This is a genomic window from Vibrio sp. 10N.261.52.A1, assembly GCF_002876325.1.
In the GTDB taxonomy this organism is placed as follows: Bacteria; Pseudomonadota; Gammaproteobacteria; order Enterobacterales; family Vibrionaceae; genus Vibrio; species Vibrio chagasii.
In genome coordinates this window covers 1-8,103 of sequence record NZ_MCYD01000996.1, presented here as the reverse complement: position 1 = coordinate 8,103, position 8,103 = coordinate 1, and the positions used below count along the sequence as shown (strand labels likewise).

Below are 8,103 nucleotides of genomic sequence, written 5' to 3'. Positions count from 1 at the left end.
CTCATGTACGGCGAAACAAGGAAAGAGTAAGAGGGCACTATGACCCTCTATCGTTATTGGTTACTTCAAAAAACCTAGCTCACGCATTAGGTCGCCCATCTGTTTTTCTTGATCTTCTAAGAAGGCGTAGAAGTCTTTGTCGGCTTTGTAGTTATCGATCCAACCGTTACGGTCACGAACCACTTGCCACTCATCGGTTTTGTACATTTTGCCTAACGCTTCGTTCCACTCATCGATTTTCGATTGGCTAGTGTTTGGAGCCGCGAAGAAGCCACGCCAGTTCGCAAATACAGTTTCATTGCCGTACTCAGTTAGTGTTGGGATATCTGGTGCTGCTTCAAGACGTTTTGGTGCCGTTACTGCCAGTACTTTTACTTGTCCAGATTTAGACATCTCTAGTACTTCACCAAGACCGGTTGATAGGAGTTGTGTCTCACCAGAAAGCAGTGCTGCCATCGCTTTACCACCTGCATCGTAGGCAATATAACGAACTTTCTTAGCATCAAAGCCTTCGCCTTTAAATGCCGCTGCAACTACTAGGTGATCCATACTGCCTCGCGCAGAGCCACCAGCGATTTTTACCTTACGAGGGTTACTTTCGAACTCTTTTACTACGTCTTCCCAAGTGTTGTATTTAGAATCCGCAGACGCAACGATCGCACCATAGTCAGCAATCGTTGCAGCAACCGGTGTTAGGTCGCGGAAAGATTGAGGGAAGATACCCGTTAGCGAGCGAACAACGATAGGGGTAGAATTCACCATCAATGTGTCTTCTTGACGTTGTGCCGTTTCAATTAGGTGAGCAATAGCTTTACCGCCGCCGCCACCAGATAGGTTTTGGAAAGAGACATTTTCTACGATGTCTGATTTCACCAATACATCACCAGTACCACGCGCTGTCATATCCCAACCGCCACCAGCGCCGCCAGGGATTAGGAAATGGATTTTTTCTACGTCTGCAGCAAAAGTGTTGAAAGAAAAGGTTGCTGCGATAATAGAAGCCGCAAGAGTAGGTTTCAGTGCCTTGAACATGGTTCACGTTCCTTATGTAGGGGATCTCTTCAATGGAGAGAAACTTATGTTTTATATCTAGCTGCTAAACATCACTCTTAGGTGTTGCTAAGCAGATGAAGTTAAAGTTAACGGTGTGTTAACAAAATGTCTTCAATGCGGCGATATTGAGGATAAAGAACATTGGGTGAATAAAGTTCATAAAGTTCACGGAGGGTGAAAGCTTTGATATGTCGCGATATCGATAATTTAGGAATAGATAAAGAGAGCTAGCTTAGCTCTTTTTATCTATTGATTCATCGTTGATTAATATCTTTAAGTTTCAGTGGCTAAGGAAGAGCCTCTTAACACTTCTGAAGCTGTATCAAAATCAAATTCCTCTAACGAGTTTTCTAGTCTCTTGAACTCTGAGGCTGATAATCCAATCTCAGCGCTAGTTTCAATGTTTAGAACAATGGTCAGTGCTTCAGTGTCGTCATTTGCGACGGCTTCGAGCAGTGCTTTATACAGCACGATGTTTGTCGGCGTAGATGCTGAATCGATATTTTGTGGTTGGTCAGTTTCTTCTTCGGCCGGTGGCTTCGATTTATCGAACGATTGTGCCAGCGCCTGGCTTAACTCGACAGTCGTTGTGATCACTTGCTCCATAAGTTCCGAATCTGCAGGTTTTGACTCAAGCTTCTCACATAGCGCGTGCAACTCAGTCGCGCCTAGGTTACCAGCAACGCCTTTTAGAGTGTGTAAATAGCGAGCTTGGGCACTGCTCGTGAGCTCAGTGTTTAAAGCTTCTTGGTCTGAATAGGCTTCAACAAAGCGATTCAATAGTTTCCAATACAGTTGGTGGTTATTGCTGGCTCGTAGTAATCCCATGTCAGTGTCTAAACCATCTATGATAGGCAGCGTTACAACTGCATCTTGTGATTTAGTCTCGGATGGTAAAGTGGGTGTTGTGAACTGCACAGGATTAGCCGGCGAAATCCAGTTCGCTAATGTGGCGAACATTGATCCGACATCGATCGGTTTGGCAATGATGCCACTCATACCACTATTAAGCGCTTTCTCTTTGTCTCGTTCCATTACGTTTGCGGTCATGGCGATAATAGGCGTTTTAACGTCTTTTATCTTGTGACGAATATGCTGCGTTGCTTCATAACCATCCATAACTGGCATTTGGCAGTCCATTAAAATGCCATCGAAAGGGGCGCCATCAGCAATTGCTTTGTGGTAAAGGTCTATGGCTTGCTGACCATTCTCTGCGACCGTCACTTGGATCTGTTGCCCTTCTAAAAGCTCGGTTGCCAGTTCTTGGTTAATCTCATTATCTTCAACTAACAAGATATTCGCGCCTGCGAGTTGCTGAACATTCGCAAGTTGATTTTGTTGCTCCAATTCACTACGTGATACTCGGTCTGAATCTAGTCCATAAAGCGAGACGATGGAGTCGTAAAGGTGCGATGAGGTGATGGGTTTATCCAATATACTAGGTATGCTGAAACCTCGATCTGTAATGGCTTCGGTTAACTCTTCGCGGCCATAAGCGGTAAGCATCATTATTTTAGGTGCTCTCGATAGCGACAAGCCTTTGTTCAGTTCGGCAAGTAGATCAACCCCGTCACGTTTAGGCATTTTCCAATCTGAGATAATCAGGTCAAATGGCTCATTTTTATCGTCAGCTGAATGCAGTTCTACAATGGCTTCTTCGACAGAAGCGCATAGCGTTGGCGTCAATTTTAGGGACTCTAGGATGTCGCCGACGATTAAACGTGCGCTCGCGTTGTCATCGACTACTAGCACTTTTAGGTGATTAATAGAGGCTGGCACCACAATGCGGTTTTGCGTAATAGAGTGGCTCACCCGTGTTGAGATAGTGAAGGAGAAGGTTGAACCTTTGCCAAGTTCAGTCGAGACTTGAATGTCCCCACCCATGAGTTGGCTAAGCTCCTTACTGATCGCCAAGCCTAAGCCTGTACCACCGTATTTTCGTGTAGTAGAGCTATCGGCTTGAGTGAATTTGTTGAACAGCTTGCCTGCTTGCTCCTGCGTCATACCAATGCCACTGTCTGAAACGGCAAATTTCAGCTTGATATCATCACCTTGTCTTTCAGCAACTGAGATGGAGATTTTCACTTCGCCTTTCTCTGTAAACTTAACGGCATTATTGCTGAGGTTAATCAAGATCTGTCCTAATCTGAGTGGGTCACCGATAAGGTTGGTTGGTACGTCTCTATTTACTTGGATGAGCAGTTCGAGCCCTCGTTCAGAAGCTCGTAGGCCAACCAAGTTAGTAATGTTGTCTAGTACATTCTCGAGATGGAAATCGACGTTTTCTATGTCTAACTTACCGGCTTCGATTTTCGAGAAGTCGAGAATGTCATTGATTAGACCGAGTAGGGTATCGGAAGAGAGCTTCACTTTGTGGATGTAGTTACGCTGCGCCTTGGTTAAATCGGTTTTTAATGCAAGGTAACTCATGCCAATGATCGCATTCATTGGTGTGCGAATTTCGTGACTCATATTAGCGAGGAAGTCGGATTTTGCTTGGTTGGCTGCATCGGCCTCATCTCTTGCTTCGGCTAGACTGTGTGCGAAAGCTTCTAAAGCCGAATGTGCTTTGTTGGCGAGTAACCCCATTAGCAAGATAATGGCGAAGAAAATGACGCCCCCGACTGCTAAATGGAAGGTAACACTAGAGGAGTCTTTAACATTGACACTCTCTGCTAAGTGGCGCTGCGATACAAAGTCGCGCAGTTCAACGAAGCTGCTATCCATACTAGCCAGTAATTGATGACCTCGTATTTGCGAATTAACTAAGCCCATAAATTGGGACTCATATACGCTGATATGCTCATCAAACGCCGTCGCTTTTATATTAGGTGCGTATAAAGCCAGAAGCTGTTGGGCGTTAGTCGACTTAGCTTGCAACTGGTTGATAACGTTTGAAACCTTTTCAGCGATTAGCTTCTGCTCCATAGAATTGGCAAGCAGAAAGTCTCGGTTGAATCTATTTGAGCGACTTAATAGTGTGCGAATAGCCAGCAGGTCTTGCCCTATGAGTAATTGAGATGAGAGTTCTGCTTGGGATTGGGATACAAGGTGATTTAGTTCAGCCACTTGGATCTGCTTAGCTTGATAGAGTAACCCAACCGAGCGCGAAAATTCAGAGCCACTGAGTGTGACTTGATTGATGAGTGACGCTCGTAGCTTAGTAGAGGAGACTGGCACGCCTTGGAGCTGAACTAAGTTTGTGTAGTAGCGGTTTTTTGCTTTATCAATGACGTCTAAAAGTTGCTGCCCTTTGTCATCTGAGATCTGTTCTTGCAGCTCCAAAACTAACTGTGAAGCTTTTTGCACCTCAAATTTGACCAATGAATAGGTCTTTAGGTTTCCGTTGAGCAGGTACTCTTTCTCAAGGTTTTGTATGTTGACCGCAAGAGTGGCTAGTTGACTGGTTTTTAGGGCGACGTTGGTCAAGTCTTCGCTGGTTAATCTTAGTGCCCTTATATTCTGACTGTTTTGATTAATGGCTTGATTATGTAGATCCCTCATATGCCGAAGCAGCTCTGTAGCGGCGTTTGAACGCTCATCCATGAGTGTTCTAGTCGATTGGCTCATCTTGATGATGTCGACATACTTTTGGAATTGCATCAGGTACTTAGTGAGTAAATCAACAGGCAGCGATGCAGCATATTCGCTTTCGTACTCGTTAGCGAGTTGAGTGGTGTGTTCTGCTTCTTGATTAAACTCTTCAATGACTTGTTCGTTGTAATCGTTGCTGAAGGAGAGCTCGTAAACACGTAGCTTATCAAGGGAAGTCAATAATCTGGTGCTAGAGGCGTACTCTTCAACGCCAATGAATCGATTATTGAGGTTGATCCAGGCGCCAACAGCAACGGAAAACACAACGATGGCGGCAACCAGAAAGGAGACTAAGATTATTTTTGAGTCAGTAGCAAATTTAGAAACAGTATTCATAAAGTACCTGTGTTCATAAAGTACCAGCGTACTTAGTGTTCTAGTTCATCAGTAAAAGAGTCTTTGATGGTGAGCATCTCGTCGAGCTTACTAATGAAGATTGGCACTAAGTTAGGATCAAAGTGTCGGCCAGCTTCTTCTTGTATCAGGCCTATCGCTTTTTCGATTGGCCAAGCTTGTTTATATGGTCGTTCGCTGGAGAGCGCATCAAATACGTCGGCAATAGCGACAATACGTGCGCTTAGTGGGATATCTTCGCCTGAAAGTTTGTGAGGGTAGCCACTGCCATCCCATTTTTCATGGTGGTAAAGAGCAATTTCTTGAGCAAGTTTCAGCAGCTTAGAGTCGTTGTCTCCAATGATATCGCCGCCAATGGTGACGTGGGTTTGCATAATTGCCCATTCGTCCGCATCGAGCTTTCCGGGTTTCCCAAGAATAGAGTCGGGGATACCAATTTTACCGATGTCATGCATTGGTGCAGCTTGAAACAGAAGTTCGACCCACTCATCACTAACATCGAGTTGCTGGGCAAGAATTTTGGAGTAGTAGCTCATTCGTACAACGTGCATACCGGTTTCATTATCTTTGTATTCCGCGGCACGCCCCAGTTTTCGAATAATCTCGAGCCGACTCATGGCTAACGCTTCTGTTCTCTGCCTCACTTTTTGAGAAAGCGCTAAGTTTTGGTCATAGAGAGAAATATGAGTCACCACACGAGCTTTCACGATAGGTGGACTGACTGGCTTGGTGATGTAATCAACGGCGCCAAGTTCAAACCCTTTCTGTTCATCGACGACATCGGTTTTCGCAGTCACAAAGATAACGGGGATACCCACAGTGACCGGGTCACTTTTAAGTCGGCGGCATACCTCATAGCCATCCATTTCCGGCATCATAATATCAAGAAGAATAAGGTGTGGTTTCGGTGATGAAGAGGCGATTTTTAGAGCTTTTGCACCGGACGTAGCAGCTTTGATTTTAAACTCGTCGTTTAGGATCCCTGAGAGGGTATGGATATTATCTGGGATATCGTCGACTACCAGAACAATAGGCTTGTCTGTCGTAATTTGATTCATTTTTCGTCCCTAAAAAATTTAATCAGATTGCTGTATTCCATGCTAATAAAGCGTAGTGGGATTTGGTGGAAATGCATGATTTCCGGAGGGTTAATTGTGGTTTTTGGAATCTGAGAGTAAAAAATAGACTTCCTTAATATGAATAGATATTTTATATGTTAACCTTTATTTAACAAAGAATAACGGCATGGATTGTGTCGTAGTGCGATCAGGGTTGAATTGTTCGAGTTGAAGTTTACGAACTTCGAGCTTTTCAGGGTACTTAGTCGTTCAAGTAACTTTTCGAATTTACCGTGGACTTGTTACAGGGAGAACGTGTGATGCCAAATAGTGGGCTGACTCTCATTCAGAAAGATATGCTATCGCTATTCGCGAACGCAGATTTGGTGGGTGTAACCAAAATCGACAAAGTTAAAATTGCCGTGGCTGCGGCAACAGAAGTAGATAGTTTAACCGGTACAATAACAGAGGCTGTGACAGGGAGTGGAACAAGCCTCGCAGGGATGATTGAAAATATTACCGAGCAAATCAAAGAGAAGTTCTTAGATTATGCGAAGAGCATCACCAGCATTGCGATGGATGATATTAAAGCTCAAATACTAATTATGATCCCTAGCTTGGTTAAGAAGATCTTTGCAGATTTAGCACCTGCAATTGATGATATCAAAGAGGCAGCCAGTCGAATTTATTCCGCTTTAGGTAAAGCGGTAAACAATCATAAAACTCGTCACTTGAGCTCGATGACAACCACTCGCGTGGGCGCCGATGTAATAGATAAAATTCGTGGTGAGATCCGCGCTGTTGCTGTTCAAGATTCAATGATCGCATTAGCGCATGGTGGTGTGATTGCAATTAACCTAGCGAGCTCTGGTATTGGTGCGACTGTCACCAGTATTGTTAAAGCGGTTCTGTCTATTTTTAATTTTTTCCGCGGCTTATACGACAAATGGGTAATGGAAAGAAAGTTTCGTAAGTTTAAGCAAGAGTGTCTGATGCTTAATCAAAAGAGAGACGTGATCGGCGCTAATTTCTTCCGTGATTGGTTTAAGATGAAAATGGAAGACATCCCCGTGATTGCGTCATACATGGTGTGCATGCCGTGTTATAGCTCTCCATACAACTTCTTATCAATAACCGATATTACGCCACCACCGCCAAACATGAAGACTCGTTTAACGCGTAGAATTAAGCGAAAGTTTGGTTTTAAAGTGAACACGGATCCTTCTGTTATAAAGTTGTCTTTCCAGAAGTCGACCCTGAGTGCTTACGCTACTCTGCAAGAAGAGGCGAAGGCGTTTATCGCCAATAGTGAAATCGCATTGGAGAGTAACAAGCCAGGTGTGAAACAGGTGCTTAATGCTGCGCGCGGTGAGCCCAACTTTATACCGGGAACAGATGAAAAAGCATTTACTAAAGCAGTAAGAAAACAGCAGGTTAAAAACTTCTTCAATGGCTCGACGATCAAAGAGAGCGTAAAAGAGAGCCTAGCGCCTAAAGCACTCGCAGCTACGGTTGCTGGTGGTTTGGAATCTCTGTTGGTTCCTGAATAACTATAACGACAATCAGTTTCTGTTAAATCGAATAAATGCGGATGATTGTTCATCCGCTTTTTTGTGTTTGCTGATACTGTTGGGTTAGCGATGCTGTTTGAGAAGGGTCTGATAACGACTCGGAAAGCTTCCTACATCCGACAGTTCTTCCAATATCACCGCAAGTGCGAACCAATCGTCCAGTTTGCTCGTGGTAGTGTGCTCTCTAGAATATCGAGGGGTGTAACTATTAAAGCGAAGCTTCTCTCTATCCGTTCCCATTGGGGTGACAGACCCAAAGTCGATAAGATGAGCCCTTCCTTGTTCACTCATGATTATATTGGACGGCTTAAGATCACCATGAACGAATCCAAGTCTATGGATTTGGCTTATAGCGGTTTCTAGTGAGCTAATAAATTGAAAAGACGAACACTCAGGTAGGTTTGAGTCGTTTAGTATCTCCCGCAATGTTTGACCACTGATGTGGGAAAGTACTAGAAAGTCTTGTTGGTAGT

The 8,103-nt window shown here is 44.2% G+C and carries 5 protein-coding genes; 1 reads left to right on the top strand and 4 read right to left on the bottom strand.

The window, feature by feature from the left end:
* Positions 1-60 precede the first annotated feature (60 nt).
* From BCT81_RS21610 to BCT81_RS21595, 3 genes are all read right to left on the bottom strand, one after another.
* The gene (locus tag BCT81_RS21610) at positions 61-1,032 is read right to left on the bottom strand and encodes a tripartite tricarboxylate transporter substrate binding protein (protein WP_102425789.1); all 972 of its coding nucleotides are present in this window, start codon (positions 1,030-1,032) and stop codon (positions 61-63) included.
* A 294-nt stretch (positions 1,033-1,326) separates the two neighbouring features.
* Positions 1,327-4,983, bottom strand: a complete 3,657-nt coding sequence (locus BCT81_RS21600; protein ID WP_102425788.1) for a response regulator — start codon at positions 4,981-4,983, stop codon at positions 1,327-1,329.
* Positions 4,984-5,015: 32 nt separating this feature from the next.
* The gene (locus BCT81_RS21595; protein WP_102425787.1) at positions 5,016-6,059 is read right to left on the bottom strand and encodes a two-component system response regulator; all 1,044 of its coding nucleotides are present in this window, start codon (positions 6,057-6,059) and stop codon (positions 5,016-5,018) included.
* Positions 6,060-6,376: 317 nt separating this feature from the next.
* On the opposite strand from BCT81_RS21595, the gene BCT81_RS21590 reads away from it, so the two are divergent.
* Complete coding sequence (locus BCT81_RS21590; protein WP_133152681.1) at positions 6,377-7,609, top strand: hypothetical protein; 1,233 nt, start codon at positions 6,377-6,379, stop codon at positions 7,607-7,609.
* 84 nt (positions 7,610-7,693) lie between these two features.
* On the opposite strand, the gene BCT81_RS21585 is transcribed toward BCT81_RS21590, so the two are convergent.
* On the bottom strand, positions 7,694-8,103 hold a 410-nt coding region (locus BCT81_RS21585), incomplete at its 5' end, for an AarF/UbiB family protein (RefSeq protein WP_102425785.1).